25 protein-coding genes are annotated in these 26795 nt (G+C 58.0%); 18 read left to right on the top strand and 7 right to left on the bottom strand.

From position 1 onward, the window contains the following. Positions 1 to 2 precede the first annotated feature (2 nt). The 3 genes from rocF to ACR0B3_RS01545 are packed head-to-tail and all read left to right on the top strand — an operon-like array spanning position 3 to position 2893. Positions 3 to 923, top strand: a complete 921-nt coding sequence (rocF, locus tag ACR0B3_RS01555) for an arginase (protein ID WP_170689881.1) — start codon at positions 3 to 5, stop codon at positions 921 to 923. Beyond that, positions 923 to 1843: a citrulline utilization hydrolase CtlX gene (gene ctlX / locus ACR0B3_RS01550; protein ID WP_480807562.1), complete on the top strand. Its 921-nt coding sequence runs from the start codon at positions 923 to 925 to the stop codon at positions 1841 to 1843. Before rocF ends, ctlX begins: the two co-directional genes overlap by 1 nt. A gap of 6 nt (positions 1844 to 1849) precedes the next feature. After that, complete coding sequence (locus ACR0B3_RS01545) at positions 1850 to 2893, top strand: ornithine cyclodeaminase (RefSeq protein ID WP_480807561.1); 1044 nt, start codon at positions 1850 to 1852, stop codon at positions 2891 to 2893. 48 nt (positions 2894 to 2941) lie between these two features. Here ACR0B3_RS01545 and ACR0B3_RS01540 read toward each other — a convergent pair whose 3' ends face one another. From ACR0B3_RS01540 to ACR0B3_RS01530, 3 genes are read right to left on the bottom strand one after another with little or no spacing between them, the layout of a single operon-like run. Beyond that, positions 2942 to 4345, bottom strand: coding sequence for a TRAP transporter large permease (locus ACR0B3_RS01540; protein ID WP_170682932.1), 1404 nt, complete (start codon positions 4343 to 4345; stop codon positions 2942 to 2944). A 3-nt stretch (positions 4346 to 4348) separates the two neighbouring features. Next, positions 4349 to 4978 (bottom strand): TRAP transporter small permease subunit, encoded by a 630-nt coding sequence (locus ACR0B3_RS01535; protein ID WP_480807560.1) that lies wholly within the window; start codon positions 4976 to 4978, stop codon positions 4349 to 4351. A gap of 60 nt (positions 4979 to 5038) precedes the next feature. Continuing rightward, on the bottom strand, positions 5039 to 6055 hold the full coding sequence (locus tag ACR0B3_RS01530) for a C4-dicarboxylate TRAP transporter substrate-binding protein (protein ID WP_480807559.1): 1017 nt from the start codon (positions 6053 to 6055) through the stop codon (positions 5039 to 5041). A 408-nt stretch (positions 6056 to 6463) separates the two neighbouring features. Between ACR0B3_RS01530 and acs the strand changes: the two genes are divergently transcribed. The 8 genes from acs to ACR0B3_RS01490 all read left to right on the top strand — a co-directional run bounded on the left by acs (position 6464) and on the right by ACR0B3_RS01490 (position 15857). Then, a complete protein-coding gene (gene acs / locus ACR0B3_RS01525; protein WP_480807558.1) occupies positions 6464 to 8428 on the top strand; it encodes an acetate--CoA ligase in 1965 nt (654 codons plus the stop codon). Positions 8429 to 8435: 7 nt separating this feature from the next. Continuing rightward, positions 8436 to 9119, top strand: a complete 684-nt coding sequence (locus ACR0B3_RS01520; RefSeq protein WP_480807557.1) for an adenylate kinase — start codon at positions 8436 to 8438, stop codon at positions 9117 to 9119. Positions 9120 to 9301: 182 nt separating this feature from the next. Next, positions 9302 to 9586, top strand: a complete 285-nt coding sequence (locus ACR0B3_RS01515; protein ID WP_010439512.1) for a DUF4212 domain-containing protein — start codon at positions 9302 to 9304, stop codon at positions 9584 to 9586. A 5-nt stretch (positions 9587 to 9591) separates the two neighbouring features. Then, positions 9592 to 11376 carry a sodium:solute symporter family protein gene (locus tag ACR0B3_RS01510; protein WP_480807556.1) on the top strand — a complete coding sequence of 595 codons (1785 nt, stop codon included), beginning with the start codon at positions 9592 to 9594 and terminating at the stop codon, positions 11374 to 11376. A gap of 108 nt (positions 11377 to 11484) precedes the next feature. After that, the gene (locus tag ACR0B3_RS01505; RefSeq protein ID WP_480807555.1) at positions 11485 to 13308 is read left to right on the top strand and encodes a DUF294 nucleotidyltransferase-like domain-containing protein; all 1824 of its coding nucleotides are present in this window, start codon (positions 11485 to 11487) and stop codon (positions 13306 to 13308) included. 27 nt (positions 13309 to 13335) lie between these two features. Then, positions 13336 to 13854 carry a hypothetical protein gene (locus ACR0B3_RS01500; protein ID WP_480807554.1) on the top strand — a complete coding sequence of 173 codons (519 nt, stop codon included), beginning with the start codon at positions 13336 to 13338 and terminating at the stop codon, positions 13852 to 13854. Positions 13855 to 13856: 2 nt separating this feature from the next. Beyond that, positions 13857 to 15269 carry a 3'-5' exonuclease gene (locus ACR0B3_RS01495; RefSeq protein WP_480807553.1) on the top strand — a complete coding sequence of 471 codons (1413 nt, stop codon included), beginning with the start codon at positions 13857 to 13859 and terminating at the stop codon, positions 15267 to 15269. Between the two features lie 87 nt (positions 15270 to 15356). Further along, the gene (locus ACR0B3_RS01490) at positions 15357 to 15857 is read left to right on the top strand and encodes a flavin reductase family protein (protein WP_480807552.1); all 501 of its coding nucleotides are present in this window, start codon (positions 15357 to 15359) and stop codon (positions 15855 to 15857) included. Here the strand turns inward: ACR0B3_RS01490 and ACR0B3_RS01485 are convergent. Genes ACR0B3_RS01485 through ACR0B3_RS01475 form a run of 3 tightly spaced genes read right to left on the bottom strand, consistent with a single transcriptional unit; the run spans position 15854 to position 18086 of the window. Next, positions 15854 to 16333, bottom strand: coding sequence for a DUF6505 family protein (locus ACR0B3_RS01485; protein WP_480807551.1), 480 nt, complete (start codon positions 16331 to 16333; stop codon positions 15854 to 15856). The genes ACR0B3_RS01490 and ACR0B3_RS01485 overlap by 4 nt on opposite strands. Beyond that, positions 16333 to 17028, bottom strand: coding sequence for a biotin/lipoate--protein ligase family protein (locus ACR0B3_RS01480; RefSeq protein ID WP_480807550.1), 696 nt, complete (start codon positions 17026 to 17028; stop codon positions 16333 to 16335). The genes ACR0B3_RS01485 and ACR0B3_RS01480 overlap by 1 nt, the downstream gene beginning before the upstream one ends. Continuing rightward, positions 17025 to 18086: an Mrp/NBP35 family ATP-binding protein gene (locus ACR0B3_RS01475; RefSeq protein WP_480807549.1), complete on the bottom strand. Its 1062-nt coding sequence runs from the start codon at positions 18084 to 18086 to the stop codon at positions 17025 to 17027. The genes ACR0B3_RS01480 and ACR0B3_RS01475 overlap by 4 nt, the downstream gene beginning before the upstream one ends. A 132-nt stretch (positions 18087 to 18218) precedes the next feature. On the opposite strand from ACR0B3_RS01475, the gene ACR0B3_RS01470 reads away from it, so the two are divergent. Then, positions 18219 to 18947, top strand: coding sequence for a hypothetical protein (locus tag ACR0B3_RS01470; RefSeq protein WP_480807548.1), 729 nt, complete (start codon positions 18219 to 18221; stop codon positions 18945 to 18947). On the opposite strand, the gene ACR0B3_RS01465 is transcribed toward ACR0B3_RS01470, so the two are convergent. Then, positions 18941 to 20896 (bottom strand): 4Fe-4S binding protein, encoded by a 1956-nt coding sequence (locus tag ACR0B3_RS01465; protein WP_480807547.1) that lies wholly within the window; start codon positions 20894 to 20896, stop codon positions 18941 to 18943. The genes ACR0B3_RS01470 and ACR0B3_RS01465 overlap by 7 nt on opposite strands. 252 nt (positions 20897 to 21148) lie before the next feature. Here ACR0B3_RS01465 and ACR0B3_RS01460 point away from each other — a divergent pair, with 252 nt between their 5' ends. From ACR0B3_RS01460 to fdh3B, 6 genes are all read left to right on the top strand, one after another. After that, the gene (locus ACR0B3_RS01460) at positions 21149 to 21703 is read left to right on the top strand and encodes a DUF3305 domain-containing protein (RefSeq protein ID WP_480807546.1); all 555 of its coding nucleotides are present in this window, start codon (positions 21149 to 21151) and stop codon (positions 21701 to 21703) included. Further along, positions 21700 to 22272, top strand: a complete 573-nt coding sequence (locus ACR0B3_RS01455) for a DUF3306 domain-containing protein (RefSeq protein ID WP_480807545.1) — start codon at positions 21700 to 21702, stop codon at positions 22270 to 22272. The genes ACR0B3_RS01460 and ACR0B3_RS01455 overlap by 4 nt, the downstream gene beginning before the upstream one ends. A gap of 4 nt (positions 22273 to 22276) precedes the next feature. Further along, positions 22277 to 22888, top strand: a complete 612-nt coding sequence (locus ACR0B3_RS01450; RefSeq protein WP_480807544.1) for a TorD/DmsD family molecular chaperone — start codon at positions 22277 to 22279, stop codon at positions 22886 to 22888. Between the two features lie 56 nt (positions 22889 to 22944). Then, entirely contained in the window at positions 22945 to 23133 is a 189-nt protein-coding gene (locus ACR0B3_RS01445) for a ubiquinol-cytochrome c reductase iron-sulfur subunit N-terminal domain-containing protein (RefSeq protein WP_170652826.1), read from the top strand. Between the two features lie 105 nt (positions 23134 to 23238). Further along, positions 23239 to 26133 carry a formate dehydrogenase subunit alpha gene (locus ACR0B3_RS01440; RefSeq protein ID WP_480807543.1) on the top strand — a complete coding sequence of 965 codons (2895 nt, stop codon included), beginning with the start codon at positions 23239 to 23241 and terminating at the stop codon, positions 26131 to 26133. 15 nt (positions 26134 to 26148) lie between these two features. Next, on the top strand, positions 26149 to 26745 hold the full coding sequence (gene fdh3B / locus ACR0B3_RS01435; RefSeq protein ID WP_039530246.1) for a formate dehydrogenase FDH3 subunit beta: 597 nt from the start codon (positions 26149 to 26151) through the stop codon (positions 26743 to 26745). Positions 26746 to 26795 lie beyond the last annotated feature (50 nt).

Here is a 26795-nt window from a genome sequence, read left to right as displayed (position 1 = left end):
TTATGAGCAAAAAGAACATCATTCTCGCCGGAGCCCCTATGGACGTAGGCAAACGCCGCCAAGGCTGCCTGATGGGTCCCGACGCCTATCGCGTCGCGGGGTTGGCACAGGCCCTGTCGGACCTGGGTCACACCGTCACTGACATCGGCAATACGCAACCGGATCCTGTTGGCATACCGGAGGACCCCCATCTTTACGCGCTGCCGGAATGCGTGGGTTGGACACAAGCACTTTGCCGCACGGCGCAAGAGGCTGCACAGGATGGCCTTCCCATCTTTATGGGCGGTGATCACGCACTGTCGATGGGTACTGTGACCGGGATGGCAGCCCACGCAAAGAGCATCGAGCGCCCCTTGTTTGTCCTCTGGTTGGACGCGCACAGTGATTTTCACACGCCCAGCAGCACCGCCAGTGGCAATCTGCACGGCACACCGGTCGCCTATTTCACTGGTCAGCATGGTTTTGAGGCTTTTCCTGCTTTGGAAGCCCCAATCCCAACGGACCGCGTGGGAATGATCGGTCTACGCTCGGTCGATCCTGCCGAACGTGCCGCGCTGGAAAAAGATCAGGCAATGCTCGCTGATATGCGCAGCATCGATGAACACGGTATCAAGACCCCCCTACTGGCCTTTCTTGACAAAGTGCGCGCAGCGAACGGCATGCTGCATGTCTCGCTGGATGTAGATTTCCTTGATCCATCCATCGCGCCCGCCGTTGGCACAACCGTTCCGGGTGGCGCCACCGAGCGCGAGGCGCATCTGGTCATGGAACTGCTGCATGAAAGCGGCCTCGTCTGTTCGCTGGACCTTGTTGAGTTGAACCCGTTTCTTGATGAACGCGGTCGAACTGCAAAACTGATGGTCGACCTCGCAGCATCGCTGATGGGGCGACGCATTTTCGATCGCCCTACCCGGAGCTTCTGATGATATCTCTGCAATCCCCTTCAGCGGTCGTAATGGTTCGCCCCCATGCCTTCGCGTCGAACCCAGAAACCCGTGACGATAATGCGTTTCAAACGCTGGCAAATCGATCCGCTGCGGCAACCTCAGCAGCCGCGCGTGATGAGCATGACGAAGCGGTAGAACGGCTTCGCGCTGTCGGTGTAACCGTTCATGTGTTTGACGACGAAGGCGAACACGATACGCCAGATAGTGTTTTTCCAAACAACTGGTTTTCAACCCATCCCGGCGGGCACGTCGCTGTTTATCCGATGTTCGTTCCTTCTCGCCGACGCGAGAGGCGTTCAGACGTAATCGAACTGCTTAAGCAGGAATATCGGGTTCAGGACGTCATAGACTATTCCGGCCTCGAACAAGACGACCTTGCGCTTGAGGGAACCGGAGCAATGGTTTTGGATCACGTTGGCCGCATCGCCTACACCGTTCGATCGAACCGCGCTGATCCGGTTTTGTTGGAAAGGTTCTGTACCCATTTCAACTATGAACCGATCGCCTTTGATGCAAAAGACGCCGAGGGCCGCGACGTCTATCACACCAATGTGCTGATGGGGATCGGTACGTACTATGCGCTAATCTGTCTGGACATGATCTCTGACCCAGAGCGCCGCGCAACTGTTAAGGCGCGGCTGGAAGAATCCGGTCGTACCGTGATCGATCTGTCCCATGAGCAGATTGCAGATTTCGCCGGAAACGCGATTGAGTTAAGTGGCAAAGATGGTCTTGTTCTGGCACTGTCCAGCCGAGCGCTAAAGGCTCTTACGCCCGTTCAAGTCGCGGTTATCGAAGCCAGCGCAACACCGCTGCCGCTCTCGGTTCCCACAATTGAAACAGCCGGTGGATCCGTACGTTGTATGATCGCTGGTATCCATCTTTCCCGCCGATAGGAGTCTTTGATGCAACCTTCTGATAAGGCCCTCGTGCCGTTTGTATCCGTCGACAACATGATGCGTCTGGTCCACCACGTCGGTGTCGAACAGATGATCACGCAGATCGCCGCGCAGATCGAATCCGATTTCAAACGCTGGGAGAGTTTTGACAAAACGCCCCGCATCCCGGCCCACTCACCGCATGGGGTAATCGAACTGATGCCCACATCGGATGGTGAGGCTTACGGGTTCAAATACGTCAACGGGCACCCCAAGAACACGTCCGAGGGCCTGCAAACCGTGACAGCGTTTGGCCTACTGGCTGACGTCTATACCGGCTACCCGACATTATTGACCGAAATGACTATGCTGACCGCGCTGCGGACGGCGGCAACTTCGGCGCTGGTTGGCAAATACCTCGCACCCAAATCGGCGACGACGATGGCGATGATTGGAAACGGCGCGCAGTCCGAGTTCCAGTGCCTCGCCTTCAAAGCCATGTGCGGGGTAGATACTGTCCGGCTGTTTGACACTGACCCGAACGCGACCGCGAAATGTGCGGTCAATCTGCAGGGCAAAGGGCTGAGGGTCGTGCCATGCAAAACGCCAGAGGACGCGATCGAAGGTGCTCAGATCATCACGACCTGCACCGCCGATAAGAAATACGCCACCATCCTGACCGACAACATGGTCGGCCCCGGTGTTCACATCAATGCTATCGGAGGCGATTGCCCCGGCAAGACCGAACTGCATCGCGATATCCTGCTGCGCTCGGAGATATTCGTGGAGTACCCCGAGCAGACGCGCATCGAAGGTGAAATTCAGGCGCTGGACGATGATCACCCCGTCACCGAAATGTGGGAGGTTATGACCGGACAAGCCACAGGTCGCACTGATGATCGCCAGATCACGTTGTTTGACAGTGTGGGCTTCGCAATCGAGGACTTCTCGGCACTGCGTTACATCAAGAGCGCGATTGAGGGCACAGATTTCTTTGAACCATTGGACATGCTTGCCGACCCCGACGACCCGCGGGATCTGTTTGGGATGTTGATGCGGGCAGGATAGAGAACCCGCACATCAAAGACTGACCCCGGCCCCTGGTCGGGGTTTTTCTTATCCAGCAAGCGATGGCAGGTAGAGAACGATCCCCGGAAACGCCACCAACAAAGCGATTGTCAAAGCATCCGCGATGAAAAATGGTGTGACACCTTTGAACACGTCCTGAACGCTGAGGTCCGGCCGCACTCCGGCAACGACGAAACAATTCAGGCCGATGGGAGGTGTGATCAGGCAGAACTCGGCCATTTTAACCACCAGAATTCCAAACCAGATGGCGCACATCGGCCCGGACATGCCAAAAGCGCTGTCTGCAGCGCTGACCGCCTCGCCTCCGTTCAGGGCCATCACCGCGGGATACACGACTGGAAGGGTCAAGAGCAGCATACCGATGGCATCCATGAACATGCCCAGCACGGCATAGGCCAGCAGGATGCAAATCAGGATCAGCATGGGCGACATTTCGAGCGAGGTGATCCAATCGGAAAACGCCCCCGGCAAATCAGCGAAGCCCAAGAACCGCACGTAGATCAGAACACCCCAAATGATCGCAAAAATCATTGCGGTCAGCTTGGCGGTTTCCAGCAATGCTGATTTGAACTCGGGCCAACGCATGCCATGGATCAGCGCGAAACAGAACACGATGAAGGCCCCAATGGCTCCGCCCTCAGTCGGGGTACCCCAGGCCTTGTCGCCAAATGGATTGTAGACGAAGCAGATAATGATGAGGATTACCGCCACGATGGGCAACGCGCCCGGAAGTGCGGTAAATCGTTGCTTCCAGGTAAAGCCTCTTACCGGGGGTCCAACGGATTTGAAGATTACCGCGATGCCAACGATCAGCAAGCCATAAATAACCGCCGAAAACGCGCCGGGGATGAAACCCGCAAGCAGCAGTTTGCCCACGTCCTGCTCAACTATGATTGCATAGATCACAAGGATCGCTGATGGCGGGATGAGCGAGGCCAAGGTCCCGCCGGCGGCGACAACTCCGGCTGCAAAGCGTTTGTTGTAGCCAACGGCCAGCATCTCGGGGATAGCGATGCGTGCAAAGACGGCAGAAGTGGCTACCGACGCACCTGAGACAGCGGCGAAACCTGCAGTCGCAAAGATCGTTGAAACGGCCAGCCCACCGGGAACCCATGCCACCCAGCGCTTTGCAGCTTCGAACAAAGCACGGGTCAGACCGGCATAATATGCCAGATAACCGATCAGGATAAATGTGGGGATCAGGCTCAGCGTATGCGATGCAACCTTGGAATGCGGCACCTGCCCTGCTGTTTTGACAGCAACTGTCATCGCCTTGCCAAACCGCTCGGGGTCATATCCAAACTTGGCCCAGAAAATCCAGATCAGGCCAACCAAGCCCGCTAAACCAGCAGCGAAGGCAACGCGCATGCCGGTGACGACAAGCACCAGTAGCCCAGCGGTAACCCAAAGGCCGATTTCAACCGTATCCATGGATCAGGTCCGCCCTTCGAATTGTTCGGCTTCGGCCGCAGCCTGCGCCGCCGCGTCCTGTATCAGCGGGACGGCAACCGGGGTCTCAAGCCCCAACATAAAGGCGCGCCCATATCCCCAGATCTGCAGAACCAGCCGGGCGCAAAGAACCGAGAAAGCAATCGGTGCCAGCAGTTTTGCGGGCCAGAGTGGAATTCCGATGTCAATCGAACTGTCACGGCTCCATAGCGGAGCTCCAAAGTCAAATGAGCGGTCAAAGTGGGACCAGCTACCCCAAACCAGAGCGAGCATCAGCAGCAGAATCAAAACAACCGAAATCAGCTCGAATAACCACAGCGCCCGCCCTTTCAGGCGAGAGATTACGATGTCCATCCGAATATGTCCGCCATCGCGCTGAACATAAGAGATGCCCAAAAACGCGATCAGGGGCATCGCCTGTTCGATCCAGTCCACATAGCCCGGCAAGGGCGCATTCAGTGCGTTACGCCCACTCACCGAGATGACGGCCAATACCATTAGTCCGAAGACCGCCAAACCACTGATCAACGCCATAAACCGCTCTAACTTAAGCAAACGGTGATCTAACCGGCTGAGAAGACTGCCGTCCTCTAGCACCGTGGCATGTCCTGCCATCTTTCTATCCCTTTATTGGAAGGAAAAGCCGAGTGCCCATAGGCACCCGGCTTAAGGCGATCAGTTGCCGCCGCGCTGCTGCTGCAGCGTGGACTGCACAAGATCATAAAGCTCTTGCGCAGGCATGCCTTGCGCCGTCATGTCCTCGATCCATTTCGCACGGATCGGATCGGCGGCCTTGGCGCGAAACTCCTCAAGTACGGCTTCGTCAATCTCGACCTTTTCAACGCCCTTCTCTGCCAGAACGCCGTCCCACTTCTCAAGCAGCCCGCTATAGTTGGCTAGATAATGCGCAATCGCTTCGTCGATCGAGCTATCCAACGCCTCGCGATGCTCGGCAGGCAGAGCCTCGTAAGCGTCGATATTCACGACCACCGGGCAATTCACTGTTCCCGGGTTCAGGTTGGCCGTCCACCAATCCGCTTCGTTAATCGTCCCGAAAGACAGGTGCGCGTGCTGTGCAAAGGCCACGGTGTCGACCACGCCGGATTCCATCGCGTTGAAAGCTTCAGTAGCGGGTACGGATGTCGGCACACCGCCGACCGCTTCAAAAGCCTGCCCCAGACCGCCGGTGGCGCGGACGCGCATACCGTCGAACTCGGCCAGTTCATCACGTGGATCACCGGTGCCGACAAGATTATACTGCGGCATTGGCGAGGTCATGATGATGCGGGCATTCCATTGCGCCATCTCATCCTTGACCGCAGGATGATCGTAAACCGCGTGGCTGACCGCCACCTCTTCATCCAGAGTGTTCACGCCCAGGAACGGCAGTTCCAGAACGGTAATCGCGCGGTTCTTGTCGCGGTGATAGCCCGCGCAGAACTGCGCCATCTCAAATGCGCCAATTTCGATACCATCCAGATTTTCGCGCGGTTTCGACAGCCCGCCGTAGCTGACATTGATTGTGAAATCGCCACCGGTTTTCTCGCTGACCAACTCGGCCAGTTTCTCGACATGTTCAGTAAAAGCACGGCGTTTACCCCAAACCGAAGCGTTCCATTCAGTCGCCGCCGCTTCAGCGACAAATGCCACGCTCAGGGCGGCAAAGGCCGCACCGCTCAATATCTTGTTCATCGTGATCTCTCCCATTGGTGCGCCCCCTATCGAAGCGCTTGAAAGAGAAGCTAGCGCCAAGTCCGGAATCTGCCAACCCCTGCAAGCAGATGTGGTGTTACCGCAACCAATCCGAGAGAGCGTAGCGAGGCTGGAAACTAATGCCAAATGTAAACACCAAAGTGCCTCTAAATCGTTACATCCATCATATTGATTTAAGGCTATTTTTTATAAGTTATTTCTGAAAGTTTACTTTTTTCTCAGCAATCAAAAAATTTATTTACAAAGAAATCCAAGGATTATGGCAATTTATTTATTTCTTTTCTGATCCCCGTATTATCCAAATTGGGGAGGAACCGGATCGACTTTGCCTGATCGGCGGGCAATATCGATCCTATGTAATCCAGTCCAGAGGGAGGAGCCTCAAAAATGACTACCGCTGCCCAGGCAGATGCCAAGACATATCCGCCATCCGCAGAAACCGTCGCCCGTGCGCATGTCGACGCCGACAAATACGCAGATATGTATGCTGCGTCGATCAATAACCCTGAGGCGTTTTGGGATGAGCAAGGCAAGCGCGTTGACTGGATCAAGCCCTATACTCAGGTCAAAGACGTCAGCTATGATTTTGGATCGGTTGGTATCAACTGGTATGCCGATGGCACACTGAACGTTTCAGCCAATTGTCTTGACCGTCATTTGAATACGCGTGGCGATCAGACGGCGATCATCTGGGAGCCGGATGATCCGAACGACGACGCTCAGCATATCACCTACGCCGGGCTGCACCGCCGTACCTGTCGGATGGCCAACATCCTCGAATCGATGGGCGTACGCAAAGGCGATCGCGTTGTGATTTATCTGCCCATGATCCCCGAGGCCGCTTATGCCATGCTAGCTTGCGCGCGGATTGGCGCGATCCACTCCATTGTTTTTGCAGGATTTTCGCCCGATGCGCTGGCGGCACGTATCAATGGCTGTGACGCCAAGGTTGTCATCACAGCCGACGAAGCGCCGCGCGGTGGCCGCAAGACTCCGCTGAAGTCGAACGCGGACGCAGCCCTGCTGCACTGCAAGGACACCGTGAAATGTCTGGTGGTTAAGCGCACCGGCGGGCAGACCACTTGGATTGATGGCCGCGACTACGACTACAACGAAATGGCGCTTGAAGCGGATGACTATTGCGCGCCCGCTGAGATGAATGCCGAAGATCCGCTGTTCATTCTTTATACTTCGGGCTCGACCGGCCAACCCAAGGGTGTTGTCCATACCACCGGAGGCTATCTGGTCTATGCGGCGATGACGCATGAGATCACGTTCGACTACCATGAAGGCGATGTTTACTGGTGCACTGCTGATGTCGGCTGGGTCACCGGCCACAGCTACATCGTCTATGGGCCGCTGGCCAACGGGGCCACTACGCTGATGTTCGAAGGCGTGCCGACTTTCCCAGATGCTTCGCGCTTCTGGCAGGTGTGCGAGAAGCACAAGGTGAACCAATTCTACACCGCGCCCACTGCGCTGCGGGCCCTGATGGGACAAGGCAACGAATGGGTCGAGAAATGCGACCTTAGCGATTTGCGGACGCTGGGCACCGTGGGTGAACCAATCAACCCCGAAGCCTGGAACTGGTACAATGAGGTCGTCGGCAAGGGTAATTGCCCCATCGTGGATACTTGGTGGCAGACCGAAACCGGCGGTCACCTGATGACCCCCCTGCCCGGCGCGCATGCGATGAAGCCTGGCTCGGCGATGAAGCCGTTCTTCGGCATTCAACCCGTGGTTCTGGACCCTCAGTCTGGTGTTGAGATCGAAGGCAATGGCGTCGAGGGCGTTCTGTGCATCAAGGACAGCTGGCCCGGCCAGATGCGCACCGTCTGGGGCGATCATGAGCGGTTCGAAAAAACCTATTTCTCGGATTACAAAGGCTACTACTTCACCGGTGATGGCTGCCGTCGGGATGAGGATGGCGATTACTGGATCACCGGCCGCGTCGATGATGTGATCAACGTCTCGGGTCACCGGATGGGTACTGCCGAAGTGGAAAGCGCGCTGGTGGCACATGCCGCCGTGGCCGAGGCCGCCGTTGTCGGGTATCCACATGAAATCAAAGGGCAAGGCATCTATTGCTATGTCACATTGATGAATGATCGAGAGCCTTCCGATGAGCTGCTGAAAGAGCTACGCACCTGGGTCCGGACCGAGATCGGCCCGATCGCCAGCCCGGATGTGATCCAGTGGGCGCCCGGCCTGCCCAAGACACGCTCGGGCAAGATCATGCGCCGTATTTTGCGCAAGATTGCCGAGAATGACTTTGGTTCCCTGGGCGACACCTCGACCCTCGCCGATCCTTCGGTGGTCGAAGACCTGATTGAAAATCGTGCGAACAAGTGAGGATGTGATGGACGCTGCCACGACCATATCCCCCGCTGTTCTCATCCTTCTCGGCCCTCCGGGCGCCGGGAAGGGTACGCAGGCCCGTATGTTGGAAGACAAGTTCGGGCTTGTACAACTCAGCACCGGTGATCTGCTGCGCGACGCGGTTGCCGCAGGCACCGAGGCTGGCAAAGCTGCCAAGGCCGTTATGGAAGCAGGCGATCTTGTAAGCGACGGCATCGTTATCGCGATCCTGCGCGACCGCATGGCGGAACCGGACTGCGCCAAGGGCGTCATTCTTGATGGGTTCCCGCGCACTACGGTTCAGGCGGAAGCGCTGGATGGATTGCTTGCGTCTTCAGATCAGAAGATCAACGCGGCCATCAGCCTTGAAGTTGAAGACGCTGAGATGGTTACACGGATTTCTGGCCGCTACACCTGCGCTGGATGTGGTGAGGGCTATCACGACACGTACAAGCAGCCCGTGGAAGACGGCAAATGCGATAAGTGCGGCCACACAGAATTCAAGCGCCGCGCTGATGACAACGCCGAGACGGTCGCCTCGCGGCTCACCGCCTATCACGCGCAAACCGCACCATTGATTGACTACTATCAAGCCCAGGGCGTTCTGAAAGGCATCGACGCCATGGGCCAGATCGACGACATCGCACAAGACCTTCAAGAGATTGTCGGCGACGCCATGAGTTAAGGGGAGGAGATAAGCCCTAGGGCTTTGATCCAACAACAGAATACTTCAATGGACCCGCCATGGCGGACCAGAGAAGTTTTGCCTGACGTCACGGGGCGTTTGGCACAACCGAGAAGCGGCCCACCGCACTGGAGGAGTTGGGCAATGGGCCGCCTAAGAGGGAAGCGAAGGAGGAACCCGCAATGGCGGATCATTCAACAAACTCCGCGCAGACTGCCGAAGCCGATAAGGGCTATTGGCAGGCCAACCTGCGCCTCATCTACATCAGCCTCGCGATCTGGGCGCTGGTGTCGTTTGGATTCGGCATTCTGCTGCGTCCACTGCTGTCCGGCATCGCCGTTGGCGGTACAGATCTGGGCTTTTGGTTCGCTCAGCAGGGATCGATCCTGGTCTTTCTGGTGCTGATCTTCAACTACGCCTGGCGCATGAACAAGCTCGACGCTGAACACGGCGTGGACGAGGAGTAATCGGCATGGATCAGTTTACCATCAACTTGCTGTTTGTGGGCGCGTCCTTTGCGCTGTACATCGGCATCGCGATCTGGGCCCGTGCGGGTTCCACATCGGAATTCTACGCTGCCGGTCGCGGCGTTCACCCGGTCACCAACGGTATGGCGACAGCGGCGGACTGGATGTCTGCGGCCTCGTTCATCTCGATGGCAGGCCTGATTGCCTTTACCGGCTATGATAACTCGACCTTCCTGATGGGTTGGACCGGTGGCTACGTGCTGCTGGCGCTGCTGCTTGCGCCTTACCTGCGTAAGTTCGGTAAGTTCACCGTCTCGGAATTCATCGGCGACCGTTTCTACAGCCAGACCGCACGTATCGTGGCGGTGATCTGTCTGATCGTTGCGTCGGTGACCTATGTGATCGGTCAGATGACCGGCGTGGGCGTGGCCTTCGGCCGCTTCCTTGAGGTGTCCAACACCACCGGTCTGCTGATCGGCGCCGGCGTTGTGTTTGCCTACGCAGTGTTTGGTGGGATGAAGGGCGTGACCTACACTCAGGTCGCTCAGTACTGCGTGCTGATCACCGCCTATACCATCCCGGCCATCTTCATCTCGCTGCAGCTGACCGGTACACCTGTTCCGGCACTGGGTCTGTTTGGTGACACCGCCAGCGGTGAGCCCCTGCTGACCAAGCTGGACGCCATCGTAACCGAGTTGGGCTTCAACGACTATACAGCCCACCACTCGAACACGCTGAATATGGTGTTGTTCACCCTGTCGCTGATGATCGGTACTGCGGGTCTGCCGCACGTCATCATGCGCTTCTTCACCGTTCCCAAAGTGTCTGACGCTCGTTGGTCGGCGGGCTGGGCGCTGGTCTTCATCGCTCTGCTGTACCTGACCGCCCCCGCGGTTGGCGCCATGGCGCGTCTGAACATCACCGACATGATGTGGCCAAATGGTGGCATCGATGGTGGCGCTGTTTCTGTTGAGGAGATCGACACCGATCCGCGTTACGACTGGATGGCCACATGGCAAAAAACCGGTCTGCTGGATTGGGAAGACAAGAACGGCGACGGCAAGATCCAGTATTACAACGACAAATCTGAAGCGATGACTGCAATCGCCGAAGAAAAAGGCTGGGTTGGTAACGAGCTGACCAAGTTCAACCGCGACATCCTGGTTCTGGCCAATCCCGAGATTGCCAACCTGCCGGGTTGGGTGATCGGTCTGGTTGCTGCTGGTGGTCTTGCGGCTGCTCTGTCGACCGCTGCGGGCCTGTTGCTGGCGATTTCGTCCGCTGTGTCCCACGACCTTGTCAAAGGTGCAATCAACCCGTCGATCTCTGAAAAGGGTGAACTTCTGGCGGCACGGATTGCCATGGCGGTAGCCATCGTCGTTGCAACCTATCTGGGCCTCAACCCTCCGGGCTTTGCGGCGCAGACGGTTGCATTGGCCTTCGGTCTGGCGGCTGCCTCTATCTTCCCGGCGCTGATGATGGGGATCTTCTCGACCCGTATCAACAACACCGGTGCGGTCGCAGGTATGCTGGCTGGTCTGGTCGTGACTCTGGTCTACATCTTCCTGCATAAGGGCTGGTTGTTCATTCCGGGCACCAACTCGTTCACCGATGCTGACCCACTGTTGGGTCCGATCAAGTCGACTTCGTTCGGCGCCATCGGTGCGATGATCAACTTCGGTGTTGCTTACGTCGTCGCTGGAATGACCAAAGAGACTCCGCAGGAGATCAAAGAGATGGTCGAAAGCATTCGCATTCCCCGTGGTGCGGGCGCAGCTCAGGATCACTGAGTATGATGCGGTCGGCGGCTCTTGTCTTTGACCGTATCTTTCGACTTACTGTTCCCGCCTGGCACACCACCGGGCGGGACTTTTCATTCAGAACCCCGGAGAGCGTAAATGCCCCTGTCCCACGACGAAATCACCCGGTTTCTGAAATCCGTCCACCCCTATGACGCCCTGCCCCAAGATGCTCTGGACGATCTAGCCAAGCAGATTGAGGTGCGCGAAGTCGACGCAAATGGCAGCATTTACCAGCTAGGAAATGCCCTGCCCGGCGTCTTTGTGATCTACGAAGGACAGGTTGAAATTACCGATGAGAACGGCGCTGTCGTCTCACATCTGGGATTGCGCAATTCGTTTGGTGAGCGGGGATTGCTGAAGGATGGCAAGGCCGCAACCCATGCGCGCGCGCATTCACCGTCGGTGCTGATCGTGCTGCCACCAGATTTGGTGAAAAACCTGATCGACGGGCACGACGTGGTGTCCAAATTCTTCAACCGCACACGCGGTGGACGCAGCGGGCCACAAAGCCTGGCCACCAGTGCAATTGACATTCTTATGGCGCGCGACCCGGCCACCTGCCCGCCCGACACCTCGATTCAAAGCGCTGCTCAAATCATGCGCGACCGCCATATTTCATCGCTTTGTGTTACTGATGGCGACGAGTTGCTTGGCATAGCAACATTGCGCGACATCTCGGGCAAATTCGTTGCCGAGGCGATGCCTGCTGACACAATGATTTCGGCCATCATGACCACCAACCCGATCACGCTGGCGCCCACCGATATCGGCTCGGACGTGCTGCATGTGATGATGGAGCGTGGTATCGGGCATATCCCGATTTCCGAGGCCGGACGGTTGGTTGGCATCGTCACTCAAACCGACCTCACCCGTTATCAGGCGGTCAATTCTGCCGAGTTGGTGGGCCGGATCGCGCGCGCCAACACTGCTGACGAGATGGCCACGGTCACTGCCGAAATCCCCCAACTACTGGTCCAGCTCGTCGCGGGCGGCAACCGGCACGAAATCGTGACACGACTGATCACCGACATCGCAGACACTGCGACGCGGCGCTTGCTGGCACTGGCTGAGGCTGAACTGGGTGCGCCGCCAGTGCCCTACTTGTGGCTGGCCTGCGGCTCGCAAGGACGGCAGGAGCAGACCGGAGTTTCGGATCAGGACAATTGCTTGATGCTTGATGACAGTGTGGCGGATGGCGATATGGCCTACTTCGCTGCGCTGGCCAAATTCGTATCGGACGGGCTGGATACCTGCGGTTATTTCTATTGTCCCGGGGATATGATGGCGACCAACCCGCGCTGGTGTCAGCCCGTGCGTGTCTGGCGCGAGTATTTTGATGGCTGGATTGCCAAACCCAATCCCGAGGCACAGATGCTGGCCTCGGTCATGTTCGACCTGCGCCCTATTGGCGGGTCTTTCGACCTATTTACCGATCTGCAAGCAGACACCTTGGCGGCGGCCAATGCGAACTCGATCTTTGTGGCGCATATGATCTCGAACTCGCTGAAACACACCCCTCCACTGGGTCTGTTGCGCGGCTTTGCGACGATCCGCTCGGGCGAACATCGCAACACGCTGGACCTCAAGCATAACGGTGTGGTGCCGGTCGTGGATCTGGCGCGCATCTACAGCCTGCAAGGGCAATTGACCGAGGCGAACACGCGTGCGCGGCTCAGCGCCGCTGAGGCGGCTGGTGTCCTAAGCGCTACTGGAGCACGCGATCTCTTGGACGCCTATGATCTCATCGCTGAGACCCGGCTTGAACATCAGGCACGTCTGGTCAAGGCCGGTGAAGTGCCCGACAACTACCTCCCTCCGGCTGATTTGTCCGACTTTGAGCGAAGTCATCTCCGCAATGCATTTGTGGTGGTAAAAACGATGCAATCGGCGGTTGGACACGGCAAGGGAATGCTGGGTTAGAAAACTGGAAATGAACGGAGAAACCATATGTTTCTGGAACTGATCGGCACGATTTTTGCGGGCTTTGCGTTTGCGGGTGTCGTGATGGTTGTGAACAAGCTGACCGGGGGACGCCTACCCAAATGGGCCGCGCCGGTTGCAGCAGGTATCGGCATGATCGCGATGACGATCACCAGTGAATACTCCTGGTACGATCGCACACGTGACCAACTGCCCGACAGTTTGACTGTGGTGCAAGAGGTCGAGAGCCGTGCCTTTTATCGCCCCTGGACCTACGCGGTACCGTTTGTAGACCGCTTTGCCGCAATCGATTCTGCCTCGGTCCGTACAAATGACAGCGTGCCCGACGAACGTTTGGTCGATCTGTATTTCTTCGGTCGCTGGGCACCAGTGTCGAAGATGCCCGTTGCGGTCAATTGTGCCGATAACAGCCGGGCCAATCTGGCTGACGGGGCCGAGTTCGCTGATGATGGGCGCCTCCTGAATGCCAGTTGGATCAAGATTGGCGCCGATGATCCGGTGATTGCGGCAACCTGCGGGGTCTGAGAATGCTGAACCATCTAAGCCTGCGCCTGAGGGTCTTTCTGTTCTTCCTTCTGCTTGCAGTGGGAGGGCTGGTTATCAGCGCATTAGCTTTGTGGGTCGGCTATCAGAGGGCACGTGATCCCGACCTCATGGATGCGTTCATCTTTGCAGAGATTCTAATTGCGTTTGGGATGCTGGCGCTGGTTGCCGGAGTTTGGCTTCTGTTTGATGACAATGTTGCTAAACCGATCGAACGGCTTTCGGCCCAACTGCGCGCACGTGCTCATGCCGGTGTCAGCACCGATCTGGACCTTCAGGCCGCACGCTATTTAGGTGATCTCGCCCCTGCCGCTGCCGGGCTTGCCGAACAACTGGCCGCGAATGCCATGAACACGGCAGAGGCCGTGGCGGCTGAGACCGCTCATCTGGCATCGGAAAAACAACGCCTCACCGCGCTGCTGACCGAAATCCCGGTTGCCATGCTGCTGGCGGGACCCAAGCATCAGATTGTTCTGTATGACGCGCAGGCAGCCGAGGTTCTTGCGCAAATCGCGCATCCTCGGCTGAACGCCTCGCTGTTTGACTACCTCGAAGCCACCGGCCTGACGGATGCCTATGCCAAGCTGATCAAGACCGGAAAGGATGTGCATTGCACATTGACCAGTGTTGACGGGCGGCAAACCTATTCAGCGCGAATGAAACCATTGGGCGATGCGCCCGGGTATATGCTGGTTTTCGACGACAGCGCAGCACAGATCGAACCGGACGAAGCGCGCCCACTGGTCTATGATTTCGAGCTTCTTGAAACACCCGGCGACGACGCGTTTGAAGAAAGGTCGTTACTGGATCTGTGCTTTGTGGTGTTTGACACCGAAACCACGGGGCTTCTACCCCACAAGGACGAAATCGTTCAGATCGGCGCGGTGCGCGTCGTGAAGGGCAAAATTGTCGAGGGCGAGCGGTTGGACACGTTGGTTAATCCTGGCATCCCGATCCCGCCAGCCTCGACCAAGGTGCACAAGGTCAGTGACAGGATGGTTCAGGGTGCACCGGATATTGCCGAAGCTGGCCGCAGCTTTCACCAATTCGCCCGCGATGCAGTTATTGTTGCGCATAACGCGCCATTCGACATGGCATTTCTACACCGCCACGCAAAGCGTATGGAGGTAGAGTGGACTCACCCCATTCTGGACACTGTCCTGCTGTCAGCGGTGCTGTTCGGGGCAAGCGAAACGCACACGCTGGATGCGGTATGCGAACGGTTGGGTATCACAATCCGCGAAGCCTTGCGTCACACGGCATTAGGCGATGCGGTCGCCACGGCAGAAGTGCTGGTTCTGATGCTGCCAATGCTGAACGCGCGCGGCATGGTGACCTTTGGCGACGTCATCGCAGAAACGCGCAAACACGGTCGGTTGCTGGAAGACCTTAACTGATCGGAAAATCCCGAAATCACATCAGCTTTTCATGGACAATCCCTACGTCACATGGCACCTCAGACTGGCCCATTGAACGAGCGTGCGATGACGGAAAAGACATTCATTCCCGGCCCCGAACAGAGCCTTGCGTTTCGCGAGGCTTTGGGGTGTTTCGGAACCGGCGTCACCGTTGTCACCACCAACACTTCCGATGGCCCGGCCGCGATTACCGTAAACTCGTTTGCATCCGTGTCGCTGGACCCGCCATTGGTTTTGTGGTGCCTTGACCGGAACTCGAACCGATATGATGCATTCAGCACTTGCGAGCATTATGCGATCCACGTGATGGCCCAAGATCAGCATGATCAGGCATTGCAGTTCGCGCGCAACGGGTCTGATTTTTCTCATGCAGAGTGGCAGGAAGATGAAGCTGGTCGGCCTCGTTTGGCCGAATGTCTAGCCCGTTTCGACTGCCGCCTCTCAGCCCGACACGAGGCTGGGGATCACCTGATCCTTGTGGGCCATGTCGAAAAGGTCATGCACCGCCCTGGCCAGGGGCTGATATTCAAACGCGGTCAGTTTGGCGGTTTCGCGGATTTTATCTAATCGTCCAGTGAACCGTGGACAGCCAGCGCTTCAAGCTGCGTTTCCTGCGGGGTAATCACACGAAACGCCTCATGCACGCCTGCCTCCGTCAGTTCTCGGGCGACGGTTAGCAGAGTGTTCGGCGGGTGATCCTCGCACATTTCGGCCATATGCGATATTTCGGTTTGTGCAACATCCATCGCTGCATCAGCTGAAGGCGCACCGTAGAATTGTACGAAATGTTCGGCCAAGTTCTGGGCGATCTTGTCAATCTCTGCCTGCTCAACCTGCGTGACCGCAACGAAGGTCACGCGCCCAAATGTCTCAAGGCCCAACCAGCCATTGGAGAAGGCTTGCCGCGCCTTGCCTTCCAGATCCGCCTGCCCCCAGTTCGAGAATTCGAACCCGCCCGAGATGCACCATTCGCCTGTTCTCGCGGGCGAATGAAACACGTTCATGTCACTTTCATCAAAGTGGATAGCACGGGCGAGTTTCATCAGGCGGTCTCCAACAATTTCGTCAGTGGGCGCAGGTGGGTGTCAGCACCGTCACGGATCAGCATGCCGAACCGCTCATCAGTGCCAAGAAAGACCCCGGTTTCCCCGATGGGTTCTCCGACACCGCGCAACAACCCCATCCACTCGGCATGGATTGGTGCGTTGCCTTCATCCTGCCAGCGGTTCAGCCAGGTCAGCGTGTGACGCGACCAGCTTTCGACCAGCTGTGTCGCAGATACCTCTGCGCAGCCTTCGTCATACAAAGCGGTGACATCCGGCGTTTCGCCGGGCGCGTCGCCGGTCTGCATCAAAGCAAGCTCCCAACCGATTACAAGCCAATCGGGAACTTCACCAGCATCAGCAGACGAAGCCGCAACCTTGAACATCCCGCATTTGGCCCCATTCACACAGATCAGCCCATCCCATCCCAGATGTACCGCAACCTCCGGGGGGGCCAGCGCGCCCAGCGCATTCTGTAGCCCAACGGCGCAAAGCGGAAGCATAGCCATCGCGTCCTGCAAAGGAACCTCGGGCGCAAACACAATCGCCACACGCAGGCGGTCAGCCTGAATGTTGTAGACCACCGTCCCCCCGTCACAGCCCAGCGCCGCCATCGACTGAGCCCGCTCGAACGGGTCCTCTCCGGCTTTGGCAGGATGTCCGCTAAGCAAAGGGGGAAAGACGGGCTGGGTCATGCGTTCCCTTTGGCAATCATGTCGCGGGCAATCTTGCGGAAGGCTTCGGCCTGCGGGCTGTCGGGTTTGCTGACCACGATCGGTGCGCCACCGTCCGCCGCTAGCCTGATGTCCAGATGCAACGGGATTTCCCCCAACAGCGGAACGCCCAGCCCCTCAGCCTCGGAGGCCACTCCGCCATGTCCAAAGATATGCTCTTCGTGCCCGCAGTTCGAACAGATATGCGTCGACATATTCTCGATCATCCCGACGATAGGTGTCTTGAGTTGATTGAACATGTCGATCCCTTTGCGGGCATCGATCAAAGCCACATCTTGCGGAGTCGAGACGACTATTGCGCCATCCACCTGAAACTTCTGGCTCAGCGTCAGTTGCACATCACCAGTGCCGGGCGGCAGGTCGACGATCAGCACATCCAGCGCACCCCATTGCACCTGACTCATCATCTGCTGCAAAGCCCCCATCAGCATCGGGCCACGCCAAACGACTGCTTGCCCTTCGTTGGTCATCAGCCCCATCGACATCATGGTCACGCCATGATTTCGAAGCGGCAAGATTGTCTTGCCATCCGGGCTGGCCGGACGACCGGAAACACCCAACATGCGGGGTTGCGAGGGTCCATAGACATCCGCATCCAGCAGACCCACGCGCCTACCTTCAGCGGCCAAAGCGCAGGCGAGATTCGCAGAAACCGTCGACTTGCCAACACCCCCTTTGCCCGAAGCCACAGCAATAATCCGGTCCACGCCCGGCACGGCCTGAGGGCCTGTTTGCGAGGGCTTCGGCTTTGGCTTCAAATCCGGTGGCGCCTTTTCCGAATGTGCCGTCATCATGGCCGAAACATTGGCGACTCCGTCCACCATCTGAGCCGCCTTTTCGGCGGTCGCACGGACAGGCTCCATTTTTTCGGCCTGCTTCGGATCAATCTCCAGCACAAACCGTACGGTATCACCTTCGACATTCAGCGCGCGCACGATGCCCGCGCTGACAATATCCTGCCCCGAAACCGGGTCAGTGATCTTTTTCAGGTTCGCCAGAACCGCATCACGGATGCTCATGCCGTCTTCCCCTTGATCCACCCTGCGATCAGGGTCTTGCGTATCGACAGGTTATAGTCGCCGCTCATTGCATGTGTCTCCGTCTCTTTCTGTTCATTTGACGCATGCGGCTTGCCCCCGTTAGGTTTGCCCATGCGCTTTGTTCTGTTGTGCCTGAGCCTGACGCTCACCGCCACCCCCTCTTGGGCGCAAGAGGCTTTGGGTCTTGCCGCCCCGGATGAGGTTACAAACTCGGGTCTTTTGCAACATATTCTTCCGCGCTTCTCACTCAAGACCGGGATACGCGTTGTTGCGGATGAAAGTGGTGTCATGTCCCTGGCGACGTCCCCGCCCGGTGATCCGGTCTTTGCGCGCGGCGATGTGATTTACCACCTGCGCATCGAAGACAATGCCAAACAGGCCCGGTTCCGCGACTGGCTTCAATCCGATATCGGCAAGCGCACCGTCGAAGGTTTCGCCCCCGCTGAAGGCACGCACTTTAGCGCAAGTTTCGAAATTGCTGTGGTCACCGAGGATACTGAGATCGACGGCAATGCGCTGCTGGGTGAAGACCTGTCGATGACACACTGTGGCCGCTGTCATGTGATTGGCCCGCAAAACCGTATGAACGGATTGGGGTCCACCCCTTCCTTTGCGGTGCTGCGCGCGATGCCGGATTGGTCCGAGCGGTTTCAGGCCTTCTTTGCCCTGAATCCGCATCCTGCCTTCACTCAGATCGAAGGCCTGACCGAACCCTTCCCGCCCGAGCGCCCCTCGCCCATCCATCCGGTCGAGATAAGTCTGGATGACCTCGAAGCGATTCTGGCTTTCGTCGCCGCCCTCCGCGCCGCCGATCTTGGCGCTCCGCTGCAACTTCAGTGATCCTTGCGTTTTGAAAGATAGTCGTCGGTCGTGACAACCCGTGGCCTTGGGGCCGACTGGAACGGATTGTCGGTGCTGTGAAACTGGGCATTCACCCGGCAATTGTCACACATCTGGATCATCCGTGCCTGATCCGAAGTCGCGAACATAGGATGCGTGCCCGACAGCTTCTCCATGATCCGCTCAACCGTTGATTTGACACCAAAGGCCGCGCCGCATTCGACGCACTCGAAGGGTTCCTCTTCATTCAGCACCTGCTGCGAAAGGGCTTTGTCGCTCAGATCAAGCTGAGGCACCAACGTGATCGCCTGTTCGGGGCAGATCGTGCGGCAGATCCCGCATTGCAAACAGGCATCCTGTTGAAAGTTGAGCTGCGGCTTGTCCGGGTTGTCGATCAAAGCGCCTGACGGGCAGAGAGATACGCAACTCAGGCACAATGTACAGGTGTCGGTGTTCACCGCGACCGCACCATAGGGCGCGCCTTCGGGTAAGGCCAACGGTTCCTCGGCCTCGGGGTTCAGGGCCTGCGCCGCCAAGCGAGTGACCTGACGGCGGTTGCCCAGCGGCAGAACCGGTTCTGAAACAGGTTGCGAAACCTCTTGCGCATAAAGCAGATCAGCCAGTGCGTCCGGGTCTGCTACGTCGATCAAGCTCAGCACGTCCTGCCCCGAAATGGCCTGCGCCAGTGTAAGTTCCCGATCCAGTGCTTCGCGTTCGGTCTTGTGGCCCAGCAAGACGTCGACACGGGCAAAGCCATGCGCCAGCCCGGCCAGCATTTCGGCATGACCAAAGCCCGAAACTACATTAAGCTCCAGCGGAATGACATCGGCAGGCAGGCCCCGGCCGTAGCGGGCCGCCATCCGTATCATCTGCGCGCCATGGCCATCATGTACGAGCAAGCGCGGTGCCAAGCCGCCCGCGCGCCGGAAGGTTCGGGCCAGAATGTGCATCCTAGAAAGCACAGCGGATACGGGCGGATCTTCATATGTAATAGCCGTCGAAGGGCAAAGGGCCGCGCATGCCCCGCATCCGGCACAGATCATCGGATCGATCGCCACGTGATCGCCCGCAGGTGTAATTGCTCCGGTAGGACAGTTGTCCAGACAGTTTGAGCACCCCGTTTGCTCGGCCCGGGAATGGGCGCAAAGCGATTCATCCAACCTGACATATAGCGGTTTCTCAAAGGTACCGACCAGTTGCACCACATCGAATGCGATACGTGCAACAGCCACAGGATCACGAGGATCGGCGCGCAGATATCCTTCGCGTTTGTCCGGAGCCGCAACCAGCGGCGACGCACCGGTTAAATCAACAACTATATCGCATCGTGAGGTCGCGCCATCGCGCGGGGCGCTCCAACTGAATTCTCCGCGCCCGCCGGGTAGCAGTTGCTGCACCTGATCCAAATGCCAAGTGAACCCGCCCAGTGCGCCGCCAAGTTTGCGAACCCTCGCCCTCGCAACGTCGTATGATCGGCTGAGGGGCTCAGCGTCATCCGTCACCAACACGGTCACGGCCAGGACACCAGACAGCTGTTCCGCCAGTGGATAGGCAACCTCCCCCGACCCTATGATACAGCAGGTGCCTTCGCTGATGACATCAACGCTGGACGTTATAGGGTGCGACAACAGCGCCTCGGCCGCAAGCGCCGCCATCTTAGGGGTTGCGTCTGCGCTTTGTTCAGACCAACCGGCCCGGTCGCGCAAATCGACAAAGCCGGGCTCATCAACACCCAACTCTTCAGCAAGTTCGCGAAATACAGCGCTTTCCTGTCCGCAGGCAATGACCACTTGTTCATCGCCTTTTAACAGCTCCGCTGCAGTCTCAAGCTCACGCGTGCAAAGCGCCGTATGAACCTTTGAACATTCCAACGCGCAAGGTTCAGCGATACCTTCTGCATTCAGAGACTGAGTTCCCTCGCAATCACACAATATGAGCTTGCTGGCCATATCCCCTCCTGGCGCTGCTGGGTTTCCCTCAGCACCTTAGGGCTAATCCCTGCGGAAGCAATGAGCAGGTTGTGCGAAAAGATAGGAATGTGCACTATTTTTCATCTTCCGCGATCTATCAGATTGAAACTTTACGAATAAAGAGGATGTGAATACGACACAATTTACCAAAACTGGACTTGGCAGAACGCCAATTTATGTACCATAGTACATCACAGCGAAGGCAGGGGAGAGCCTTCCGGGGAGGAGCCAGTGGCCAAGGCCGCAAGCCAGACTGAAATGCCAGTTGGCGTCATCGTGCGCAAAACACCTGGGGTAACTCGCTGGGCAAAATGGAGTTGGCGTGCTGTCGCCCTATTACCGGGTGCCGGGCCCGCTGATTGGCAGGAGTTGCGCCGTGAAGGCGAGGCTGTTGAATACCACGCGGCCACCCTCCCCTTGACGCTTTGGGCAGATGAGACTGAGGCCTATATGGTCAACCTATCGGATGGGCAGCCGTCTCTTTATCTAGTGCTTCGTAATGAACTAGAGGGCGAGACGCCTTTGAATGCCGTGCTCCTGACCGCCTCGCCTTTTGAGGGGCAAGACTATGCTGATACCGGCGAAGAGATTGTCGAGAAAATTCCGATGACAGAGGGCCTGATCGCTTGGGTGCGCGATTTCACATTGCAGCATCATCAGGACGAGGTGTTTGTAAAACGTCGCCGGGACAAGAAACGCATTGATCTGGTCGAAGACGGCAAAGGGGATGCGCGCATTCGGCAAGACTCGGATGTTTACCGTGCACCACGGCGGGTTCTGCAATGACTGAGACCCGCGATTTCTGGTCACGTCGCAAGGCCGCCGTACAGGCCGAAGCCGAGGCTGAGGCTTTGGCAACGGAGAACGAAATCGTCGCGGCACAACACGCCGAGCTGGAAGAGAAGACCGATGCCGAGATTTTGGCCGAGTTTGACCTGCCCGATCCCGACACGTTGCAAGCAGGAGATGACGTTTCGGGCTTCATGGCCAAAGCCGTCCCGGATCGTCTGCGCCGACGCGCTCTGCGCCGGTTATGGAGGTTGAACCCTGTTCTGGCCAATGTCGACGGACTGGTCGACTACGGAGAAGACTATACCGACGCCGCCTGCGTGATTGAGAACATCCAAACCGCCTATCAGATTGGCAAAGGTATGCTGGCGCATGTCGAAGCACTCGCCGCCGAGGCAGAGCCCGAGGAAACCGAAACCGAAACCGAAGAGCTCGAGGTCATCGAGGAACCCGCGATCACCGCCAAGCCTATTTCAGAACCTGTGTTGATGGCCGAAGTGGAAGAACCAGAGGAAACCGACCTGGCCCCTGCTCCGCGCCGCATGAAATTTGAATTCGAGGGATAGCTCTATGACCGCAGACAACGCGCAAACCATTGATGTCTCGGCCGAGGATCGTCTGCGCGCGGATTTCTATAACTTTCTGGGGCTTTTACTAGCAGGCCCGCCTGATCAGTTGTTATTGGACCAGATGGTGGGGCTCAGCGGTGATGACTCAGATCTGGGTCAAGCCATTCAGGCGATGGCACGCGTGGCCAAAGTCACCAAACCCGCCGCTGCCGAACGCGAGTTCAACGCGCTGTTTATTGGGTTGGGGCGTGGAGAGTTGCTGCCCTATGCCAGCTTCTATCTAACTGGGTTCCTGAACGAGAAGCCTCTGGCACAGTTGCGCAACGACATAGCTGCGCAGGGCATCACGCGGGCGCAGAATGTTTATGAACCCGAAGACAACATCGCCTCGTTGATGGAGATGATGGCGGGCATGATCGTTGGTCGGTTCGGCACGCCCGCGACGCTAGAAGATCAAAAGGCGTTCTGGAACAAACATATCGGCCCATGGGCTGCACATTTCTATTCGGATTTGGAAGGCGCCGAAAACTCGGTTCTTTATGCCTCGGTTGGCACGGCTGGCCGGGTGTTCATGGAGATTGAGCGTGAAGCCTTCCGAATGACGGCGGCCTAGCCCGCCATTCGCCGGTGCCACAGCGCACCAAACCGCAATTGGGACAGGAGGAGCCCATGAGCAAGACCAAGGAAGAAGGCGCAACCCGCCGCGACTTCCTGAAACTGGCCGGAACCGCAGCGCCCGCTGCTGTCGCCGCTGCCAGCCTGACCGGGAAAGCCGAAGCGGCCGAGCTGCCAACGGACGATACCCGGATGCAGGACACCGCGCATACGCGCGCATACATCGAAAGCACCCGGTTCTAAGACCGGACGTTTTCACACCTGACAGACGGTTGCGATTGGCCCTGACGTCGGGATCAGCAGTACCAAGCCAGCCGTGGCTTACACGGCGCGCAAGGGAGGAAAGAAATGCTTAGGAAAAAGACCAACGGGGTTGCGAGACGCCCCCAGCGGACAAGTATCCTGTCCCAGGTCGGCGAGAAAACCGTCGATCGCCGCGCATTCCTGCGTGGCTCGGGCCTGACGATCGGCGGCCTCGCCGCGATCAGCGCCACGGGTGGAACCGTGACGCCCGCCAGCGCCCAGACAGCGGCAAACGCCGCCGTCGAAAATATCAAATCCGTATGCACCCACTGCTCGGTCGGCTGTACAGTTGTTGCCGAAGTTCAAAACGGCGTGTGGGTCGGGCAGGAACCCGGATGGGACAGCCCGTTCAACCTGGGTGCACACTGCGCCAAGGGGGCCTCGGTCCGCGAGCACGCCCATGGCGAGCGCCGCCTGAAATATCCCATGAAAAAGGAAGGTGGAGAGTGGAAGCGCATCAGCTGGGAACAGGCGATCGACGAGATCGGCGACGGCATGATGAACATCCGCCAAGAATCCGGGCCGGACAGCGTGTACTGGTTGGGGTCTGCGAAACATAACAACGAACAGGCCTATCTGTTCCGTAAATTCGCCGCCTACTGGGGCACGAACAACGTGGACCATCAGGCCCGTATCTGCCACTCGACCACTGTTGCGGGCGTTGCGAACACATGGGGCTACGGCGCCATGACCAACTCGTACAACGACATGCACAACAGCCGGGCCATCTTCATCATCGGTGGTAACCCGGCCGAGGCGCACCCCGTCTCGCTGCTGCATATCTTGCGTGCGAAAGAGCAGAACAATGCCCCTCTGATCGTCTGCGACCCGCGCTTTACGCGCACCGCGGCCCATGCGGATGAATATGTTCGCTTCCGCCCCGGTACGGACGTCGCTCTGATCTGGGGTATCTTGTGGCACATCTTCGACAACGGTTGGGAGGACAAAGAGTTCATCCGCACCCGTGTCTGGGGTATGGACCAGATCCGCGAAGAGGTTGCCAACTGGAACCCCGAAGAAGTTGAGCGCGTCACCGGCACTCCCGGCTCGCAGCTGCGCCGCGTTGCCAGGACCATGGTCAACAACCGTCCCGGCACTGTCGTATGGTGCATGGGTGGTACCCAGCATACCAACGGGAACAACAACACCCGCGCCTACTGCGTTCTGCAGCTTGCCTTGGGCAACATGGGCACAACGGGTGGTGGCACCAACATCTTCCGCGGCCATGACAACGTGCAGGGCGCCACAGACCTTGGTGTTCTGTCCCACACCCTGCCCGGCTACTATGGCTTGTCCAAAGGCGCATGGGGTCACTGGGCCCGCGTTTGGGGGGAAGAGCCCGAGTGGCTTGCAGGCCAGTTCGCCACGATCAAAGACAAGGAAGGCAAGGATAAACCGCTGCAGAATGAGCGCGGCATCCCGGTCTCCCGCTGGATCGATGGTGTTCTGGAAGATCCGGCTAACATGGATCAGGACAACAACGTCCGCGCAATGGTTCTGTGGGGCCACGCGCCCAACTCGCAGACCCGGATGACGGAAATGAAGACGGCGATGGAGAAGCTGGACATGCTGGTCGTGATTGACCCGTATCCCACCGTTTCTGCCGTTCTGCATGACCGCACCGATGGCGTCTATCTCTTGCCCGCCTGTACGCAGTTCGAAACCCGTGGCTCGGTCACGGCATCGAACCGGTCATTGCAGTGGCGCGACAAGGTGGTTGATCCGCTGTTCGAAAGCCTGCCGGATGAGGTCATCATGGCCAAGTTCGCCAACAAATTTGGCTGGGCAGATCGGTTCTTCCGTAACATCGAAATGGAAGACCCGGAAACCCCGAATGTTGAAAGCATCACGCGTGAGTTCAACTCGGGCCTCTGGACCATCGGCTATACCGGTCAGTCGCCGGAACGTCTGAAAAGCCATATGGCCAACCAGCACACGTTCGACAGAACCACGCTGCAAGCCATTGGCGGACCTAACGACGGTGAGTATTACGGTCTGCCCTGGCCCTGCTGGGGAACCGCAGAGATGGGTCATACGGGGACACCAAACCTCTATGACATGTCCAAACCGGTGGCCGAAGGTGGCCTGACCTTCCGCGCGCGCTTTGGCGTGGAACGGGACGGCGACAATCTGCTGGCTGAAGGGGTTTATAGCGTTGGATCGGAAATTCAGGATGGTTATCCCGAATTCACGATGCAAATGCTGATGGACCTTGGTTGGGACGGTGACCTGACGGCTGAGGAACGCGCGGCCATCGACGCCGTTGCGGGGCCAGAGACCAACTGGAAAACCGACCTTAGCGGCGGCATCCAGCGGGTCGCGATCGCTCATGGCTGTGCGCCCTTCGGGAACGCCAAAGCCCGCGCGGTTGTCTGGACCTTCCCGGATCCGATCCCACTGCACCGCGAGCCGCTTTACACAAACCGGCGCGATCTGGTGGAGGACTATCCAACCTACGACGACCGTCAGGCTTATCGCCTGCCGACCCTTTATGCTTCGATCCAAAAGAACGACTTTTCAAAGGATTATCCGATAATCCTTACGTCTGGTCGTCTGGTCGAATATGAAGGTGGCGGGGATGAGACGCGGTCGAACCCGTGGCTGGCCGAACTTCAGCAGGACATGTTCGTCGAGATCAATCCGCGCGATGCCAACAACCTTGGTATTCGAGACGGATCACAGGTCTGGGTCGAAGGTCCTGAGGGTGGCAAGGTCAAGGTGATGGCGATGCTGACCAACAGGGTCGGTGCCGGTGTGGCCTTCATGCCGTTCCACTTTGGTGGCCATTTCCAGGGCGAGGACCTCAGGTCGAAATATCCTGCAGGTGCCGATCCCTATGTGCTGGGTGAAAGTACCAACACCGCCCAGACCTATGGCTATGATTCAGTGACCCAGATGCAAGAGACCAAAGCGACTCTGTGCAAGATCTGGGCAGCGTAAGGAGGAGAAGAGAAAATGGCAGCAAGAGCAAAGTTTCTCTGCGACGCCGAACGCTGCATCGAGTGCAATGCCTGCGTCACCGCGTGTAAAAACGAGCACGAGGTGCCGTGGGGCGTAAACCGCCGCAGGGTGGTGACGATCAATGACGGTGACCCGGGCGAACGCTCGATCTCGGTGGCCTGTATGCATTGTTCGGATGCGCCTTGCATGGCGGTGTGCCCGGTCGACTGCTTCTATCAGAACGAAGAAGGGGTCGTCCTGCACTCCAAGGACCTGTGCATTGGCTGTGGCTATTGCTTCTACGCGTGCCCGTTCGGCGCGCCGCAGTATCCACAGGCGGGCAACTTCGGATCACGCGGCAAGATGGACAAATGTACCTTCTGCGCTGGCGGTCCCGAAGAAACGCACTCGACCGCAGAGTTCGCCAAATATGGTCGCAACCGGATTGCCGAGGGCAAATTGCCCATCTGCGCCGAGATGTGTTCCACCAAGGCCCTGCTTGCCGGTGACGGCGATGTGGTCTCGGCCATCTACCGCGAGCGCGTCGTTGCGCGCGGGTTTGGCTCAGGCGCATGGGGTTGGGGCACTGCCTACGACCAGAAGGACGGCTAAGACCGTTCTCTCCATGAACCAAACAGGCGACCCGCATCCGTGGGTCGCCT

Source organism: Ruegeria sp. CE9 (genome assembly GCF_056537425.1).
Note: the sequence above shows the minus strand (reverse complement) of the source record. Positions and strands in the feature narration are given on the sequence as shown.

Coding starts and splice junctions, on each gene's coding strand:
- rocF (WP_170689881.1), top strand. CDS start 3: ATGAGCAAAAAGAACATCATTCTCGCCGGAGCCCCTATGGACGTAGGC.
- ctlX (WP_480807562.1), top strand. CDS start 923: ATGATATCTCTGCAATCCCCTTCAGCGGTCGTAATGGTTCGCCCCCAT.
- ACR0B3_RS01540 (WP_170682932.1), bottom strand. CDS start 4,345: ATGGATACGGTTGAAATCGGCCTTTGGGTTACCGCTGGGCTACTGGTG.
- ACR0B3_RS01535 (WP_480807560.1), bottom strand. CDS start 4,978: ATGGCAGGACATGCCACGGTGCTAGAGGACGGCAGTCTTCTCAGCCGG.
- ACR0B3_RS01530 (WP_480807559.1), bottom strand. CDS start 6,055: ATGAACAAGATATTGAGCGGTGCGGCCTTTGCCGCCCTGAGCGTGGCA.
- acs (WP_480807558.1), top strand. CDS start 6,464: ATGACTACCGCTGCCCAGGCAGATGCCAAGACATATCCGCCATCCGCA.
- ACR0B3_RS01520 (WP_480807557.1), top strand. CDS start 8,436: ATGGACGCTGCCACGACCATATCCCCCGCTGTTCTCATCCTTCTCGGC.
- ACR0B3_RS01515 (WP_010439512.1), top strand. CDS start 9,302: ATGGCGGATCATTCAACAAACTCCGCGCAGACTGCCGAAGCCGATAAG.
- ACR0B3_RS01510 (WP_480807556.1), top strand. CDS start 9,592: ATGGATCAGTTTACCATCAACTTGCTGTTTGTGGGCGCGTCCTTTGCG.
- ACR0B3_RS01505 (WP_480807555.1), top strand. CDS start 11,485: ATGCCCCTGTCCCACGACGAAATCACCCGGTTTCTGAAATCCGTCCAC.
- ACR0B3_RS01500 (WP_480807554.1), top strand. CDS start 13,336: ATGTTTCTGGAACTGATCGGCACGATTTTTGCGGGCTTTGCGTTTGCG.
- ACR0B3_RS01495 (WP_480807553.1), top strand. CDS start 13,857: ATGCTGAACCATCTAAGCCTGCGCCTGAGGGTCTTTCTGTTCTTCCTT.
- ACR0B3_RS01490 (WP_480807552.1), top strand. CDS start 15,357: ATGACGGAAAAGACATTCATTCCCGGCCCCGAACAGAGCCTTGCGTTT.
- ACR0B3_RS01485 (WP_480807551.1), bottom strand. CDS start 16,333: ATGAAACTCGCCCGTGCTATCCACTTTGATGAAAGTGACATGAACGTG.
- ACR0B3_RS01480 (WP_480807550.1), bottom strand. CDS start 17,028: ATGACCCAGCCCGTCTTTCCCCCTTTGCTTAGCGGACATCCTGCCAAA.
- ACR0B3_RS01475 (WP_480807549.1), bottom strand. CDS start 18,086: ATGAGCATCCGTGATGCGGTTCTGGCGAACCTGAAAAAGATCACTGAC.
- ACR0B3_RS01470 (WP_480807548.1), top strand. CDS start 18,219: ATGCGCTTTGTTCTGTTGTGCCTGAGCCTGACGCTCACCGCCACCCCC.
- ACR0B3_RS01465 (WP_480807547.1), bottom strand. CDS start 20,896: ATGGCCAGCAAGCTCATATTGTGTGATTGCGAGGGAACTCAGTCTCTG.
- ACR0B3_RS01455 (WP_480807545.1), top strand. CDS start 21,700: ATGACTGAGACCCGCGATTTCTGGTCACGTCGCAAGGCCGCCGTACAG.
- ACR0B3_RS01450 (WP_480807544.1), top strand. CDS start 22,277: ATGACCGCAGACAACGCGCAAACCATTGATGTCTCGGCCGAGGATCGT.
- ACR0B3_RS01445 (WP_170652826.1), top strand. CDS start 22,945: ATGAGCAAGACCAAGGAAGAAGGCGCAACCCGCCGCGACTTCCTGAAA.
- ACR0B3_RS01440 (WP_480807543.1), top strand. CDS start 23,239: ATGCTTAGGAAAAAGACCAACGGGGTTGCGAGACGCCCCCAGCGGACA.
- fdh3B (WP_039530246.1), top strand. CDS start 26,149: ATGGCAGCAAGAGCAAAGTTTCTCTGCGACGCCGAACGCTGCATCGAG.